The sequence below is a fragment of the Rhizobium sp. Leaf453 genome (assembly GCF_001425605.1).
In the GTDB taxonomy this organism is placed as follows: Bacteria; Pseudomonadota; Alphaproteobacteria; order Rhizobiales; family Rhizobiaceae; genus Pararhizobium.
The window spans coordinates 115,106-130,982 of sequence record NZ_LMRG01000027.1; the positions used below are offsets into that span (position 1 = coordinate 115,106).

Annotated in this window: 10 protein-coding genes; 6 read left to right on the top strand and 4 right to left on the bottom strand. The window is 61.0% G+C overall.

Going from position 1 to position 15,877, the window contains the following annotated elements:
* Nucleotides 1-43 precede the first annotated feature (43 nt).
* The 3 genes from purH to ASG68_RS23855 all read left to right on the top strand — a co-directional run bounded on the left by purH (nucleotide 44) and on the right by ASG68_RS23855 (nucleotide 2,656).
* The gene (purH, locus tag ASG68_RS23845) at nucleotides 44-1,657 is read left to right on the top strand and encodes a bifunctional phosphoribosylaminoimidazolecarboxamide formyltransferase/IMP cyclohydrolase (protein ID WP_062586506.1); all 1,614 of its coding nucleotides are present in this window, start codon (nucleotides 44-46) and stop codon (nucleotides 1,655-1,657) included.
* A 346-nt stretch (nucleotides 1,658-2,003) separates the two neighbouring features.
* Nucleotides 2,004-2,252 (top strand): plasmid stabilization protein, encoded by a 249-nt coding sequence (locus ASG68_RS30905; RefSeq protein WP_082554051.1) that lies wholly within the window; start codon nucleotides 2,004-2,006, stop codon nucleotides 2,250-2,252.
* Nucleotides 2,249-2,656, top strand: coding sequence for a type II toxin-antitoxin system VapC family toxin (locus tag ASG68_RS23855; protein ID WP_062586061.1), 408 nt, complete (start codon nucleotides 2,249-2,251; stop codon nucleotides 2,654-2,656). Before ASG68_RS30905 ends, ASG68_RS23855 begins: the two co-directional genes overlap by 4 nt.
* 12 nt (nucleotides 2,657-2,668) lie before the next feature.
* Here the strand turns inward: ASG68_RS23855 and ASG68_RS23860 are convergent, their stop codons facing one another.
* Together ASG68_RS23860 and ASG68_RS23865 are read right to left on the bottom strand one after the other, a co-directional pair.
* Nucleotides 2,669-4,060, bottom strand: a complete 1,392-nt coding sequence (locus ASG68_RS23860) for an MFS transporter (protein WP_062586063.1) — start codon at nucleotides 4,058-4,060, stop codon at nucleotides 2,669-2,671.
* Between the two features lie 39 nt (nucleotides 4,061-4,099).
* Complete coding sequence (locus ASG68_RS23865; RefSeq protein ID WP_062610228.1) at nucleotides 4,100-8,887, bottom strand: NAD-glutamate dehydrogenase; 4,788 nt, start codon at nucleotides 8,885-8,887, stop codon at nucleotides 4,100-4,102.
* 285 nt (nucleotides 8,888-9,172) lie between these two features.
* Between ASG68_RS23865 and pdxY the strand changes: the two genes are divergently transcribed.
* Nucleotides 9,173-10,048, top strand: coding sequence for a pyridoxal kinase PdxY (gene pdxY, locus ASG68_RS23870; RefSeq protein WP_062586067.1), 876 nt, complete (start codon nucleotides 9,173-9,175; stop codon nucleotides 10,046-10,048).
* Nucleotides 10,049-10,270: 222 nt separating this feature from the next.
* Entirely contained in the window at nucleotides 10,271-10,912 is a 642-nt protein-coding gene (locus tag ASG68_RS23875) for a carbonic anhydrase (RefSeq protein WP_062586069.1), read from the top strand.
* A gap of 325 nt (nucleotides 10,913-11,237) precedes the next feature.
* On the opposite strand, the gene ASG68_RS23880 is transcribed toward ASG68_RS23875, so the two are convergent.
* Nucleotides 11,238-12,059 (bottom strand): lytic transglycosylase domain-containing protein, encoded by an 822-nt coding sequence (locus ASG68_RS23880; RefSeq protein WP_062586508.1) that lies wholly within the window; start codon nucleotides 12,057-12,059, stop codon nucleotides 11,238-11,240.
* A 220-nt stretch (nucleotides 12,060-12,279) separates the two neighbouring features.
* Complete coding sequence (locus tag ASG68_RS23885) at nucleotides 12,280-13,314, bottom strand: aspartate-semialdehyde dehydrogenase (protein WP_062586071.1); 1,035 nt, start codon at nucleotides 13,312-13,314, stop codon at nucleotides 12,280-12,282.
* 632 nt (nucleotides 13,315-13,946) lie between these two features.
* Here ASG68_RS23885 and ASG68_RS23890 point away from each other — a divergent pair.
* Complete coding sequence (locus ASG68_RS23890; RefSeq protein ID WP_082477881.1) at nucleotides 13,947-15,827, top strand: MFS transporter; 1,881 nt, start codon at nucleotides 13,947-13,949, stop codon at nucleotides 15,825-15,827.
* Nucleotides 15,828-15,877 lie beyond the last annotated feature (50 nt).

Sequence of the window (15,877 nt, forward strand, 5' to 3'; positions counted from 1 at the left end):
GGAAGACCTCCCGATATCCGGCGCCGCCCCAAGGAGCTTGATGATGGCTGTCGCCTCCAAGAAAATTCCCGCCCCCGATCAGGTCACCATTCGCACTGCGCTTCTGTCCGTCTCGGACAAGACCGGCATCGTCGATCTCGCCCGTGCGCTGCACGACAAGGGCATCCACCTCGTTTCGACCGGCGGTACGCACAAAGCTCTGTCGGATGCCGGCCTGCCGGTGACCGATGTGTCCGAGATCACCGGCTTTCCGGAAGTCATGGACGGCCGGGTCAAGACGCTGCATCCGGGCGTGCATGGCGGGCTTCTCGCTATTCGCGACGATGAAGAGCATGTCGAGGCGATGACGACGCACGGCATCAAGGGCATCGATCTCGCCGTCATCAACCTCTATCCGTTCGAGGATGTGCGCGCCAAGGGCGGCGATTACCCGACCACAGTCGAGAACATCGACATCGGCGGCCCGGCGATGATCCGCGCCTCCGCCAAGAACCACGCCTATGTGACCATCATCACCGATGCTTCCGACTATGCCGGCCTGCTGACTGAGCTTGGCGATGGTGCCGGCACCGGCTTTGCCTTCCGCCAGAAGATGGCCGCCAAGGCCTATGCCCGCACCGCCGCCTACGACACCGCCATTTCCGGCTGGTTCGCCGAGGTGCTGGACACACCGATGCAGCTTCACCGCACCATCGGCGGCGTGCTGAAGGAAGAGATGCGTTACGGCGAAAACCCGCATCAGAAAGCCGGATTCTACGCCACCGGCGAAAACCGTCCGGGCGTTGCCACCGCGACGCTTCTGCAGGGCAAGCAACTTTCCTACAACAACATCAACGATACCGACGCCGCTTTCGAGCTGGTTGCCGAGTTCCTGCCGGAAAAGGCGCCGGCCGTCGCCATCATCAAGCACGCCAACCCCTGCGGCGTCGCCACCGGTTCGACCATGCTTGAAGCCTATGAACGGGCGCTGGCCTGCGATTCCACCTCGGCCTTTGGCGGCATCATCGCTCTGAACCAGGAACTGGATGGCGCGACAGCACAGGAAATCGTCAAGCTGTTCACCGAGGTCATCATCGCACCGTCGGTCAGCGAAGCCGCCCGCGTTGCCATCGCTGCCAAGCCGAACCTGCGTCTGCTCGTCACCGGTGCCCTGCCCGATCCGCGCATTCCCGGCCTGTCGGCGAAGACCGTTGCCGGCGGCCTGCTGGTGCAGACCCGGGACAACGGCATGGTCGAGGATCTGGAACTGAAGGTCGTCACCAAGCGCGCGCCGACGGCCCAGGAACTGGAAGACATGAAGTTTGCCTTCAAGGTCGCCAAGCATGTGAAGTCCAATGCCGTCGTCTACGCCAAGGATGGCCAGACCGTCGGCATCGGCGCTGGCCAGATGAGCCGAGTGGATTCCGCCCGCATCGCCGGCCTGAAGGCTGAGGAAGCCGCCCGCGCGCTGGGCCTCCCCGCTCCGCTCACCCGCGGATCCGCCGTCGCATCCGAAGCCTTCCTCCCCTTCGCCGACGGTCTCCTGTCGATGATCGCCGCTGGCGCCACCGCCGTCATCCAGCCCGGCGGCTCGATGCGCGACCCCGAAGTCATCGCCGCCGCAGATGAAGCCGGCGTCGCCATGGTCTTCACCGGCATGCGCCACTTCCGCCATTGATTGCGTAAGGCTGCTCAGGACGCTGCCATCTTGATGGCAGTCAGACTGCTGACAAACTCACAAGCCGATTGTTTGAGAATGCGGCAACCCCACTATCCCTCATCCTCGCCCTCGTGGCGGGGATCCAGTGATCCGACGTCTGTCGGGTCAAAAGACTCTTTCAGCCCAAGGACTTGGGCTGACTGGATTCCTGTGACGAGCACAGGAATGACGGAGAGGATGGTGGCTTCAGACGTCCCAAATAACGTCCGGGATCGCGGAAAGATGACTTTGTCAGCGCACTGACCGCCATCTTGATGGCAGCGTCTTTGCAATCCATATTTGAATCTACTCGGGAGCTTCAAATATGGCAGAACCGCAATTGTCAGTCCGTAGCGCCAGAGCCCGCGATCTGGCTCACCGCTTGGCCCGTCGCGAAAACCGTTCTGTCGCCGAAATCGTCGAGCGTGCGCTCGAATTCTATGAAAGCCGCGAAACGGGCCGTGAACCCGCTGCCGTTTTCTACCAGCGGTTGTCCAGTAGTTACGGCACAGATATCGATCTCGATGCTGTTATCGGCGAGAACCGGCGTCCTCATGCCGGGCCTGAGCTTTGATCTTCCTCGACACCAATGTCATTTCGGAGACGCTGCGAAAAGAGCCCTCGGAAGCAGTTCTTTCCTGGCTGATACGGCACGATGCGGAGATTGCGCTTCCATCTGTTGCAATCGCCGCGATCGCTTTCGGCATCCAGAAGATTTTTCCCGATCAGCGGTCGATCCTGCTTGAGCAAGGATTGAACGGTAGACGCTTTTCCGGTCGAATCTTCGCCCTGACTGAAGAAGCGGCAATGGCCTATGGTGACATCATGGGGAAGGCCTCAAGGCAAGGGCATGGCATGTCTGCTCCGGATGGAATGATTGCCGCAATCGCGCGGGTGAACGGAGGACGTTTGGCGACCCGCAATCTTTCCGATTTCTGCACGACAGGGCTTGAATTGATATCACCTTGGGAAATCTGAGCGGAGGCGTCCTTATACCGCTTTATTCGCCGGATAAGGAGTCTTGAGCAGGATCATCAGGCCCACGCCGAGAAAGATCACCAGCGTCATCATCCCCGCGTGCGCCGATCCGGTGATCAGGGTCACGGTAGAGACGGAGGCCGGCGCGAGGAAGCTCGTTGCCCGGCCGGACAGGGCATAGAGTCCAAAATAGCGGCCCGCCTCTTCGGGCGTAACGCTGCGGGCGAGATAGGAGCGCGCTGAGGCCTGTACCGGGCCAAACGCGAGGCCGATCAGCAGGCCGTAGAGGATGTAGGCCTTTTCCGCTGCCGTTGCGAACAGCCCGCCGCCGTCTTCCGTCGATAGCTGCAGCAAGCCGAACAGCGTATAGCCGGGGCCGGTGGAGACGATGCCGATGGTGGCGATCGTCAGGCAGATAAGGCTGGCGGTGACGATGACCTTGGAGCCAAGCTTCGCGTCCAGACGGGCGGCATAGAGGCAGCCACCGATTGCCACCACATTGAGAATGATTCCGTAAACGCCCAGTTCCAGGGTTTGCCAGGCAAACATGCCGGCAGCGAAGGTTCCGCCCAGCGCCAGTAGCCCGTTGACGCCATCCTGAAAGATCATCCGGGCAACGAGAAACCGCAGGATTCCGGGGCGATGTTTCAATTCGCCGATCGTGTGGCGAAGCTCCGCCATGCCGTTGCGGACGGCGGCAGAGGCAGGTATCCGCGATCGCGGCGCGTCCGGCGTAAACAGGAACATCGGCAGGATGAAGACGAAATACCAGAGTGCCGAGATTGGTCCGGTGACGCGGGCGTCGGCCCCGCTTGCAGCATCGATCCCGAACAGCGGATCGAGCCCCAGAATTGTTTTGCCGGATTCCGGATTGCCCGCCAGGAACAGAACGACGGCGATCAGCACGATCATGCCGCCGAGGTAACCGAGCCCCCAGGCGAGGTTGGAGATGCGGCCGGCCTCCTTCTCGCTCACCAGCCGCGGCATCATCGAGTCGTTGAAGACGATCGAAAACTCCGCCGCGATCGCAGCGAGAATGATGAGAAGGAAAGGATAGATCATCGGCGATCCCGGCGTGGCAAACCAGAGAAACGCCAGCGACACGATCTTGATGACAGCGAAAAAGCCGATCCAGGGTTTCCGTGCGCCCGTCTGGTCGGCAATCGAGCCGAGGACCGGCGAGAGGATCGCGATGACAATGCCGGATATGGTGATCGTATAGCCCCACATCGCCTGCCCGTAGACGGGATCGTCCGTGAGCCGGGAAACGAAATAGGGGCCGAAGATGAAGGTGATGATGACCGTGAAGAACGGCTGGGCCGCCCAGTCGAACAGCATCCAGCCGGCGATGCCGGCGCGCGATACGTTTGGCTCGTCGCCGGCCCCTGCCGTGGTACTGCTCACCCGATTCTCCACTGTCACCTCAACCCGGTGCCGACAGTGTCACCTCCCCCGGTTCTGCGCAAGATCGCTGAGCAAGCCGGCCGCGACGGTGATCTTTGCCAGCGTCGTTTCGCCCTTCTCCGTCAGCTGGGTGAGCTGGTAGGTGACGCGGGAAATGCGGATTCGGTCGCCATCCTGCCAAGCGCCGACGGGATTGCGCTCCTCCTTCTTGTCGGTCAGCACGGCGATGGTGATGTCCGTGCGGGCGGTGGCGATGTCGTTGATGCTGCGCGACAGGGCCATCGCCTCGTACTGTTCGGTGGCTGAAACCCGCTCCGCCGCTGCCAGAAGCTTGGCGATCCGCAGGTTCTGCGTCACGCCGAAATAGCTCTGGGCGGTGCGGGCAAGCGTCACGCCGGTATCGGCGGAAATCTGGATGATTTCCGGCACGAAGGTCATGACCGCCAGCGAAGCGATCTCCTCGGCCAGTGCCGCCGGCACGCCGCGTTCGATGAAATAGGCCGCCCTCTGGCTGACTTCCGCCGTCGCATCTTCCGGAATGGCGCTCTTCAGCGTCGATTTCAGTTTCTGAAGCGCATCGCGCAACTCCTGGATCGCCTCGCCGAGCGGCGCTTGCATTGCCTTGATCCGAAGCGTGCGTTCGGTGACGATCGCGAAGATATGCGCCACTTCCAGGTAAAGCTCGTTCTGCACGACACCGCTGATGACATTGTCGAGCGCGTCGATCTCGTCCTGGATGCGCTGGAGATCATAACCGTCGCGGGTCAGCACGGCCGCCTTGACCACGTCGGCCGGCATGAAGCCGGTCTGGTCGATCAGGGTGCTGACGAAGGGCGGTCCGCCGCGGTTGATGACGTCGTTGGCCAAGACCGTCGCGATGATCTCGCGGCGCAGACGGTGCTCGTTGATGTCGTTGGCATGGGCCTTGTGCATCTTGGCGGGGAAATAATCTCTGAGCGTCGTTGCGAGATAGGGATCATCAGGCAGTTCGCTGGCGATGATTTCGTCGAACAGCACGATCTTGGCGTAGGAGAGCAGCACGCCGATTTCCGGCCGCATCAGCGCCTTGCCGCTCTGGTAACGTTCGGACAGTGCCTGGTCGTTCGGCAGCACCTCCACCTTGCGGTTGAGATGGCCATCGGATTCCAGCCGGGTCATGAGCCGGGCAAGACCGGTCCGATTGCCGGCGCCCTGCATTTCCGTCAGCGAGATCGACAGGGATTGCTCGTAGTTGTTGCGCAGCACGAGCGCCGCGACTTCATCGGTCATCGAGGCCAGGAGCGTGTTGCGTTTCGCCCGCGTCAGGCGATCATCGCGCATGGCGGAAGCGAGCGCGATCTTGATGTTGACCTCGAAGTCGGAGGAATTGACGCCGGCCGAATTGTCGATGGCGTCGGAATTGCAGCGTCCACCCTTCAGGCCAAAGCCGATACGGCCGCGCTGGGTAACGCCGAGATTGGCACCCTCGCCGATCACCTTGGCGCCAACCTCGTCCGCGGTGATGCGGATTGGATCATTGGCGCGGTCGCCGACATCAGCATCCGTCTCGCTGGCAGCGCGAATATAGGTGCCGATGCCGCCGAACCAGAGCAGGTCGACCGGGCTTTTCAGGATCGCCGTCATGATTTCGAACGGTGTTGCCTGGCTCTTCTCGATGCCGATCGCCGCCATCGCCTGCGGTGTCAGCGTCACGGATTTTTCCGAGCGCGGAATGATCATGCCGCCCTTCGACAAGAGGGATTTGTCGTAATCCTGCCAGCTGGAGCGCGGCAGGTTGAACATGCGCTTGCGCTCGGCGAAGGATTTTTCGATATCCGGATCAGGATCGATGAAGATATCGCGGTGATCGAACGCCGCCAGCAGCCGGATCTTCTCCGAGAGCAGCATGCCGTTGCCGAAAACGTCACCCGACATGTCGCCGACGCCGGCAACGGTGAAGGGCGTCGTCTGGATGTCGATATCCATTTCGCGGAAATGCCGCTTGACGGTTTCCCAGGCGCCGCGCGCGGTGATGCCCATCTTCTTGTGGTCGTAACCGGCTGAACCGCCCGAAGCAAAGGCGTCGTCCAGCCAGAAGCCGGCTTCCTGGGCCAGCCCGTTGGCCGTGTCGGAGAAGGTTGCCGTGCCCTTGTCGGCGGCGACGACGAAATAGGGGTCGTCACCATCGAGCCGCAGCGTATCGGCCGGCGGCACGACATCCTGGCCGACGATATTGTCGGTGATCGAGAGCAGCGTGCGGATATAGGTCTTGTAGGCCTCGGTGCCGGCCTTGAAGATTTCGTCGCGCGTGCCGCCCACCGGCAGCTGTTTCGGGTAGAAGCCCCCCTTGGCACCAACGGGCACGATGACGGCATTCTTGACCTGCTGTGCCTTGACGAGGCCAAGCACTTCGGTGCGGTAATCCTGGGCGCGATCCGACCAGCGAAGACCGCCGCGCGCCACCTTGCCGAAGCGCAGGTGCACACCTTCGACCTCGGTGCCGTAGACGAAGATTTCGCGGAAGGGCCGTGGCTCCGGCAGGCCGTCGAGGGCCTTCGGATCGAGCTTGAAGGCCAGCATCGGCTTCGGATTGCCATCCGTGTCGCGCTGGAAATAGTTGGTGCGCAGCGTGGCGGTGACGGCGTTGACGTAGCGCCTCAGAATCTGGTCCTCGTCGAGGCTCGGCACATTGTTCAGCGCCTGCTCGATCCCCGCCTGCAGGCTCACGGTGCGCCTGGCGCGCGGCTTGTCCTCGAGCGTCGGGTCCGTCCGGGTCACGAACAGCTTGAAGATATCGGAGGCGATCGCCGGATACTTGTTCAGCGTATCGGCGAGATAGCCCTGCGAATAGGTGATGCCGGTCTGGCGGAGATAGCGGGCATAGGCGCGCAGCACCGTCACTTCCCGGGCGGTGAGCCCGGAGAGCAGGATCAACCGGTTGAAGCTGTCATCCTCGATCAAGCCGTTCCAGGCGGCGAGATAGGCCTCTTCCAGCATCGGCCCGGTCTTGTCGAGGTTCAGCACATGGCCGTCGCGGTGGATCAGTTCCATGTCATGCAGCACGACCAGCCGCTCGCCACCCTTGGCGCTGGAAACGGCGATATCGTGGGTCTGCTCGCTGATGACCCGGAAGCCGAGGTTTTCCAGCAATGGAACGCGATGCGACAGCGACACCGGCTCACCGGCGTGGAAAATCTTGAGCTCCAGCGATTCCGGACCCTTGCCGCGCTTCTGGTAGAAGGCGATGCGGATCGGATCGTCCGGCAGGCAGGCGGCGATGTCGGGAAGATCGGCATGGGCTTCAGTCGGGGTGAAAGCCGCCTGATAGGCCTCGTTGACGGAAATCGTCACGCCATCGTGGCGGGCCAGCAGGTTGAACCGGTCGATCCAGCGGGTGACGATGTCGCGCACGGCATTTTCAAGCTTGGCTTGCGCCACACGCGGCGTCTTGCCGCCGGAGCGGCCGATGATGAAATGAACGCGCGCAAGCCCGCCTTCCGGGAAAGCCGGGTAATAGGCCGAGACACGACCGTCATAAACCGTCTTCAGGTAAAGCCCGATCTTTTCGCGCACATCGGAATCGTACTGTTCGCGCGGGACGTAGACGATGACAGAGACAAAGCGGTCGAAATGGTCGATGCGCGGCAGCACGCGGATGCGCGGCCTGTCACCCAGTTCGTTGATCTGCTCGCAGAAGGTTGCGAGCAAGCCGACATCGATCTGGAAGAGATCGTCACGCGGATAGGATTCCAGTGTGTTGGCCAGCATCTTGCCGGAATGGCTCTGCGGATCGTAGCCGAACTGATCGACGATCTTCTCGATCTTGTGACGCAGCAACGGAATCTCTGCGGCCTGGCGGGTATAAGCACTGGACGTGAACAGGCCGACGACACGCAGCTCGCCGGTCACATTGCCCTCGGCGTCGAAACGCTTGACGCCGACATAATCCATATAGGCGCGGCGATGGACCACGGATTTGACGTTCGCCTTGGTGACGATAAGGAAATCCGGACCATTGAGGAAGGCGAGGATTTCTGGCGTGGTCAGCACCGCGTCCTTGCCCTGGCGCAGCACGCGTACGTCGGGATTGGAGAGGATGCCCAGCCCGCGGCCATCGGCGCGTTCGACGGCAGCATTCTCGCCCTTGCCGGAATAGGTGTATTCGCGCATGCCGAGGAAGGTGAAATTGTTGGCGCGCAGCCAGCGCAGGAAGGCCAGCGCCTCGTCGCGATCGCCCTTCTTTTTCGTCGGCGCATGGTTTTCCAGTTCGTTCATCGCCTGATCGAGCAGAACCGTCATCGCGCTCCAGTCGCCAACGGCCTGGTGCACCTGCGACAGGACGTTTTCGACCCGTTCCTTCAGGTCCTGGGCTTCCGCATCTGTCAGTTTCGACAGGTGGATCTGGATATGGCTGAAGCGAGTGGCGGGATCGCTTTTCTCTTCGGGGTCGAAGAGTTTAGCCGGCTTTCCTGCTGCAAGAACGAGAATGGGATGCACGGCCAGATGAATGTCACGGTGCGTGCTCGTCACCTCGCCCATCACCGAATCGTAGAGGAACGGCATGTTGCGATCGGTGACCGAGAGGATCGAAACCTCGGTGTCGTTCGGCGTGATGCCGTCAATCGTTTCGACCGAGATCACCGGCCCGGCGCTTTCCACCCGGCCCACTTCCTTCAGCGCATGGGCAGCCGTCAGCGCCAGCATGTCCGGCGTATATTCGTCGAGGTCGTCATGGCTGGCGCGGCGGAACAGAAGCTCCGGCGACAAGATTTTCAATCCGAGCGCCTTGCCGGCCTCACCAACCGCTTCGAAATGCCGGTCCTTCTTCGGGTTGTATTTGGTGCCCATGACTGTTTCTCCCCGCAATCACCATTTTCGCCGAAACTAACAGAAGAATGGCTGTTGGCGATTGTTTTTGTGGCGGTTTTTGGTCCTGATCGATCAATTTCGGAATGGAATCATGAAAATTTCGGCGAAAACGGACGGCTTTTTGAATTAAATCGGTTGTAATGCATGTATTCGCGTCTGCTTATCCATCGCTGATTTTTACGTCCCGCCGCCTTTTGGCAGGTGCAGTTGACAGCGGCATGACTGTCGGGCGATCAGATGATGTCGAAACAACGGAATTCCTGCATGTCCGAGACCCCCGCCGGCGCCGTCATCGTCATTTCCAGCCATGTGATTCGCGGCTCCGTCGGCAACCGGGCGGCGGTGTTCGCACTCGAAACGCTGGGCTATCCGGTCTGGGCCGTCCCCACTGTCATCCTTCCCTGGCATCCCGGCCACGGCCCCTCGACGCGGGTCACCATTGGAGAGGACGAGTTCAACCGGCTGATCGACGATCTGATCCGCGCACCTTGGGTCGGTGAGGTCCGCGCCGTGCTCTCCGGTTATCTCGGCGGTGCCCATCAGGCGGAAGGCGTCGCCCGTCTTGTCGAGGCGCTGCGACAGAAGAATCCCGACCTGTTCTATGCCTGCGATCCCGTCATGGGCGATGCCGGCGGGCTTTATGTGCCGGAGGCGACGGCGGTCGCCATGCGCGACAGGCTGCTGCCTCTTGCCTCGCTCGCCACGCCCAACCGGTTCGAACTGTCCTGGCTGTGTGGCGCGGCACTGGAGAGCAATGCTGCCATTCTGGAGGCTGCCTTGTCTCTGGGGCCGTCCCGCATGCTGGTCACCTCGGCGATCCCGATGATGCAGGGCAGCACCGGCAATCTCTATCTGTCGGGCAATTCCGCGCTTCTCGCCGAACACCGGTTGATCGACAATCCGCCGAACGGCACGGGTGATCTGCTCGCGGCCCTGTTCGTCGCACGGCTTCTGGAAGGCATGAACGAGGAGCGCGCGCTGCAGCTGGCGACCGCGAGTGTGTTCGAGGTCATCGCCCGTACCCGCAAGCGCGAAGAGGACGAGCTGACGCTGGAGCGTGACGCGGCCAGCCTGTCTACGCCGATGGCCATGGTGCAGATGCGCCGCCTTATGCATCCCGGCCAGAAACGCCGCTCTTGATAGTGACTTGGGCAGGTTCCGCTTGCCACCCCCCGCCTTGACGAATAAACCGGATCGATCCTGAAGGATCGACACGAAATCTCACGGGCATCACCGGTCATTTGGCTTGCCGGAAATTTGCCGGAAATTTGCATGTGTGCGGCGCACAAAGTTGTGTCGCTGAAGCCGCAGGCATGCGATGACCATCGTAACTGTCTTATATAGTCGGAGTGATCGAGCACCATGCAGCGTTTTCCGAAGCAATTGCTGAACGGCTACAACAACTTCATGAGCGGCCGCTACAACGAACAGCAGCAGCGTTACAAGGCCTTGGCCGAAACCGGCCAGCAGCCCAAAACCCTCGTCATCGCCTGTTGTGACAGCCGCGCCGCGCCTGAGACCATCTTCGACAGCGGCCCGGGCGAACTGTTCGTTGTCCGCAACGTCGCCAACATGATGCCGCCCTATGAGCCGGATGGCCATTATCACTCCACTTCGGCCGCGCTGGAGTTCGCAGTCCAGGCGCTCAAGGTTTCCGACATCGTCGTCATGGGCCATGGCCGCTGTGGCGGTATCAAAGCAGCGCTCGATCCGTCGGCCGAGCCGCTCTCCCCCGGCGATTTCATCGGCCGTTGGATGAACCTCCTGAAACCTGCTGCCGAGCAGATCCAGAGCAACGAGGTCATGACCGCCGGCGAGCGCCAGCGTGCGCTGGAGCGCGTCTCGATCCGCAACTCCATCTCCAACCTGCGCACCTTCCCCTGCGTCCAGATTCTCGAACAGCGCGGCAAGCTGCAACTGCACGGCGCCTGGTTCGACATCTCCACCGGCGAACTCTGGATCATGGACGCCAAAACCGGTGACTTCGGCCGCCCGGGCATGTGAGGTTTGGGGTTTCGGGGCTTATGGCTCCGGATCTCCCCACACTCCGTCATCCTCGGGCTTGACCCGAGGATCTGCTTGTGTCGCGCCCACCTCGCAGTTGCGACGTTTAAAGATCTCATCTAAAGACCTCATCGCCGGCCGATAGGCTGATGGATCCTCGGGTCAAGCCCGAGGATGACGGAGTGTGCGGTTGAGCGCCTTCGCCGGTCGCCGATCCTCCCTTATGGAAGCGAGAGGCCGGTGCTCGTCCCTTGTAAACGAAACAAAAAATCCGCAGCCCGGTCTCCCGAACTGCGGATCAATTCATCCCAACAAAGCCGTCTGATCAGCCGCCGTCGATTTCCGCGCCGATGATGGCGATTGCCTGCTGGTAGACGCTGGCGGCGTTCCAGCCTTGGATCGCACCGAAATTGCCCGAACCCGGCTGATAGCTGCCGCCGCCGCTCCAGCCGTGGCCGCGCAGGAAGTTGGCGGTCGAGGACAGGGCGTCGGCCTTGGAGCGGACCATGTCGACATGGCCGTTGCCGTCACCATCGACACCGTATTTCAGGACGTTGGCCGGCAGGAACTGCGTCTGGCCGATTTCGCCGTGGGCAGCACCGCGCGCATCCGGGCTCAAGTCGCCGCGTTGCACGAGGTTCAGCGCCGCATAGAGTTGGTTGGTGAAAAAGTCCGAACGGCGGCAGTCGAAGGCCAGCGTCGCAACGGCGGATATCGTGTGTTCCTTGCCCATGAAGCCGCCGAAGCCGGTTTCCATGCCCCAGATGGCGATGATCGGACCTGGTGGAACGCCGTAGCGGCTTTCGATCGACTTGAAGAGGGCGGCGTTCTGCGCCTTCATCTTCTTGCCGCGGGAAATGATCGCCTGGCCACCGCGCTTCTGCATGAACTGGTTCAGCGACAGCTTGAAGCTCTTCTGGCCACGGTCGGCGCGGATGGTCGCCTTGTTGTAGTTCACATTGGCGAAGGCCTTGTTCAGCACGGCGGGGCTGATGCCGCGTCCGGCTGCTTCCGCCTTGAAGTCCTGCACCCAGGCGTCGAAGCCTGCCGATGTATTGCTGCATTGCGCGGCAGAAGCCGCCGTTGGCGCGATTGCTGCCGCAATCAGTGCCGTGAAACCCGCCAGTACGCACGTTGCCTTGTGCATGAAAAACCCCGTAATCGCCCGAATCCAAAATTGCGTCCGCAAAATGCCAGTCTTTGCGGCTTCTGTCACGATGATCTCACTGCAAGGAGAGGATGTGTTTCACGTGAATCCTCCCGAAATGAAGCGTAAATCGTCGCAGACCGGCTCTCAGAAAGAAGCCCCGCAAATCCTGTGACGGATCATGCGAGGCTTTTATTGGTTAAAACTTTATAATTCCTGATCAGGCGGCCTTTTTCTTCGCCTTGATCAGACCGCGATTGACAAGAAGCTCGGCAATCTGGATGGCGTTGAGGGCAGCGCCCTTGCGCAGGTTGTCGGAGACGACCCACATGTTCAGGCCGTTCTCGACGGTCGCGTCTTCACGAATACGTGAAATGTAGGTCGCGTCTTCGCCTGCCGATTCGTACGGCGTGATGTAGCCGCCGTTCTCATGCTTGTCGATGACGAGGCAACCCGGCGCTTCGCGCAGGATGTCGCGGGCCTGGTCGGCGGTGATCTCGTTTTCGAATTCGATGTTGACCGATTCAGAATGGCCGATGAAGACGGGAACGCGCACGGCGGTGCAGGTCACCTTGATCTTCGGGTCGAGCATCTTCTTGGTTTCGGCCAGGACCTTCCACTCTTCCTTCGTGTAGCCGTCTTCCATGAAGCTATCGATATGCGGAATGACGTTGAAGGCGATGCGCTTGGTGAACTTCTTCGATTCGATCGGATCGGCGACAAAGACGGCGCGGGTCTGGTTGAACAGTTCGTCCATGCCTTCCTTGCCGGCGCCGGATACCGACTGATAGGTCGAGACAACGACGCGCTTGATCTTGGCGAAGTCATGCAGCGGCTTCAGCGCGACGACCAGCTGAGCGGTCGAGCAATTCGGGTTGGCGATGATATTGCGCTTGGTGAACTGCGTGATGGCGTCGGGGTTCACTTCCGGAACGATCAGCGGCACGTCCTGATCGTATCGCCAGGCCGAGGAGTTGTCGATGACGACGCAGCCCTGCGCGCCGATCTTCGGCGACCACTTCAGCGACACGGCGCCGCCGGCCGACATCAGGCAAATGTCGGTGTCGGAGAAATCGTAGTTCTCGAGGTTCTTCACCTTCAGCGTCTTGTCGCCGAAGGAGACTTCCGTACCCTGGCTGCGGGCGGAAGCCAGCGCCACGACTTCATCGACCGGGAAACCGCGCTCGGAAAGAATGTTCAGCATTTCGCGTCCGACGTTTCCGGTCGCGCCTGCTACGGCAATCTTGAAACCCATTGTCTTGCTCTCTTTCTGTCTCTCCGCGGTGCTGGGATGAGAAGCTAGCCGGCCAAGGTGCCAAGCTTCAGGTCCCCGGCCGTGCCGGGGAGAGAGCGGTGGCCAGAGACGTCAGACGGTTTTCGTCGTCGTTTTGGCCATTGTTTTGGAAAAAATCGGGAAAGAACGGACCCGCCCGGCAGAGAATGCCGGGGAAATCAGTGCAGCGATGGCAAAACCAAAACGGTGCATGGAGCGGTTCCTTTTCCGCTGTTGCTCATACGCGTTTCTGGCAGAGAGTCAAGACAGCATGGATTGCGCGCCGCGCTTTCAGAGAGGCGTAACCGTCTTCACGGACGCCTCCTGCGAAAGCTGCGCGTTTCAAGGCATCATCGTCTTGCGACGAGAGATCTGTCCGGTGCTGGTTCCGGGGTGGCGGCAGCGCCTCGCACATAAGACTTTGGTCTTAATACCATTCGTGGGCTTGGCACATGACGCCTGTAAACTACTCTGCTGTGTAGGTGGAGGAAGTGTGCCTTTGAGGAGCGATCGTCTCGTCAATGGCACCTATTTCGCCGATCGCGAGGTCGGCAAACAGAGAGGAGGCTCAAATGGCAATTGCAGAGGTGAACGCTGGGGATCGCTCACGTCCGATGACGGGAGAGGAGCGGAAGGTCATCATGGCCTCGTCCGCCGGAACCATTTTCGAGTGGTATGACTTTTATCTATACGGTTCGCTGGCCGCGATCATCGGGGCACAATTCTTTACGGCATTTCCCGAAGCGACCCGCAATGTCTTCGCGCTTCTGGCTTTCGCGGCGGGTTTCCTCGTCCGTCCGTTCGGCGCGCTGGTCTTCGGTGCCTTGGGCGATCTGATCGGCCGCAAATACACCTTCCTGATGACGATCATGATCATGGGTCTTTCGACCTTCCTCGTGGGTCTCCTGCCGGGCTACTCCAGCTGGGGTGCTGCGGCGCCGATCATCCTGATCGCTCTTCGCATGTTGCAGGGCCTCGCTCTGGGCGGTGAATATGGTGGGGCGGCAGTCTATGTGGCGGAACACGCCCCCGCCAACAGGCGCGGCTATTTCACGGCCTTCATTCAGACGACGGCAACCCTTGGCCTGCTCTTGTCCCTCATCGTCATTCTGGCGGTTCAGGGTTACGTTAACGGCAACTGGGATCCGTCACCGGTTCTGGATGCTGCCGGTGCAGCCGTCATGAATCCCGATGGCACGCCGAAGATGATCAAGGCATTCGACCTCTGGGGCTGGCGCATTCCGTTCCTCGGCTCGATCGTTCTCTTGCTGATCTCGCTCTATATCCGCATGCAGATGAATGAATCCCCAGCCTTCAAGAAGATGAAGGAAGAGGGTGCCGCTTCCAAGGCGCCATTGCGCGAAGCTTTTGGTCCTGGCCGCAACGCTCTGGTGCTGCTCATCGTCCCGATCCTGTTCGTCGGCGCCATCCTGACCGGCACGCTGAACTCTTCGGTTGCCATGATCCTCGGTATCGCTTTTGCCGTCATTGCCGTCATCTGGGGCTGGCGCAACGCCAAGATCGCCACCATCGCCCTGCTCGGCCTCGTCGCCGGCCAGGCTGTTGTCTGGTATTCCGGCCAGTTCTACGCCCTGTTCTTCATGCAGAACGTGATCAAGGTTGACAGCTTCTCGGCCAACGTCTTCGTGGCCTGGTCGCTGATTCTCGGTACCGGCGGCTTTATCTTCTTCGGTAGCCTTTCCGACCGCATCGGCCGCAAGCCGATCATCCTCGCAGGCTGCCTCATCGCTGCCGTCACCTATCAGTTCGTCTTCCCGCTGCTCACCCAAACCGCCAATCCGGCCCTTCATGCGGCGCAGCAGACCCCGATCACGGTCACCGCATCGCCGGACGATTGCTCTTTCCAGTTCAATCCGACCGGAACGGCAAAGTTCACCTCGTCCTGCGATATCGCGAAAGCGACGCTTGCCCGCACGTCGGTGAATTACGAGAGCATCGAAGATGCTGCTGCAACCGTTGCCCAGGTCAAGATCGGCGACACGGTCATCCCGGCCTATGACGCTGCCGCTCTGACCGGCGACGATCTCAAGGCTGCCACCGCCGCGTTCACCAAGAGCGTCAACGATGCGCTGACGGCTGCAGGCTACCCGATCTCGGCAGATGCCAACACGACGGTGGCGCGCGCGCAGCATTTCTTCGACATCTTCACCGGTCAGAAGATCGCGGTCATCCTGATCCTGACCTATCTGATCCTGCTCGTGACGATGGTCTATGGACCGATCGCGGCAATGCTCGTCGAACTGTTCCCGACCCGCATCCGCTATTCCGGCCTGTCCCTGCCCTACCACATCGGTAATGGCTGGTTCGGCGGCCTGATGCCGGCCACGGCCTTCGCCATCTCGGCGCAGACCGGCAACGTCTATGGTGGTCTCTGGTATCCGATCGTCATCGCAGCAGCGACCGTCGTCATCGGGGCGCTCCTGGTGCCGGGCAACACGCATAAGAAGGACATTTTCGCCAACGACGCGAAATAAGCATCCTGCAGGCAGGCTGGTCTTCGGGCCAGCCTGCAAGTCTCGATTTC